Origin of the sequence: Xanthovirga aplysinae, from assembly GCF_009711365.1 — a bacterium.
GTDB classification, from domain to species: domain Bacteria; phylum Bacteroidota; class Bacteroidia; order Cytophagales; family Cyclobacteriaceae; genus Xanthovirga; species Xanthovirga aplysinae.
In genome coordinates this window covers 1-744 of the sequence record NZ_SMMB01000222.1, presented here as the reverse complement: position 1 = coordinate 744, position 744 = coordinate 1, and the positions used below count along the sequence as shown (strand labels likewise).

Here is a 744-nt window from a genome sequence, read left to right as displayed (position 1 = left end):
GTCATCCACAAAAAGTTGTATATCCCCACTAGCTACCTTTCCAGCCACAATCATGGTTCCATGAATGGCACCGGTAGGGTGGTTTTCGGTAAAAGGTCTTCCAGAAGCGTAACCATCTACATTTTTAAAGTTGTTAGCATCTCCACCAGACCCAAGAAAAGTGAACAAATCCTCAGCATGTAAACCATCAATGGTATCTGCATCCAGGCCACTTCCCGAACCTTGATTTCCAGAGTGCCAAACAATATTGTTTTTGACTTTTATATCATTACCAAACCCTCCTGCCCCGGATACTTTTAGATCGCCCAACACATCTAAAGTGGCATGACCACTCAAATCATTTGTAGCATGTCCAATACTCAATGCATTAAAAGAGCCTCGAACGGCATCGAAGTAGGTGGTCCCCCCTTCCTCTGTGATTTTAACCCATTCGGTACGACCTTCATCTTCGGATAGGTTTTCTTCTAGTTGGGCTTCGCCAACAATTTTTGCTTTATACAGCTCTCTTTTTGGAGCAATTCCCCCGCTTGCCAGCTGATAGTTGGTACGCATCTCAGGAATATCTTCTACAATGTATTTGGGAAATTCAGCCAAATTGGGAGCCTCATCCACTTCCAAAAATTTGCCATTGAGGTAAACCAAACCTTCGGTTATTTTGTGTTTGGTAGGTTCTTTGTCGTCCTCTTCTACGCTGCAGCCACTCATGATGAAGCTGCCCAGTCCTTTATACTGGCCTTCCAGGGC

The 744-nt window shown here is 44.4% G+C and carries 1 protein-coding gene; it reads right to left on the bottom strand.

The genetic code is table 11. The annotated features are described in order from the left end of the window. Window positions 1-744 (bottom strand): hypothetical protein (locus E1171_RS23275; protein ID WP_222931293.1); only part of this gene is annotated, 744 nt, incomplete at both ends.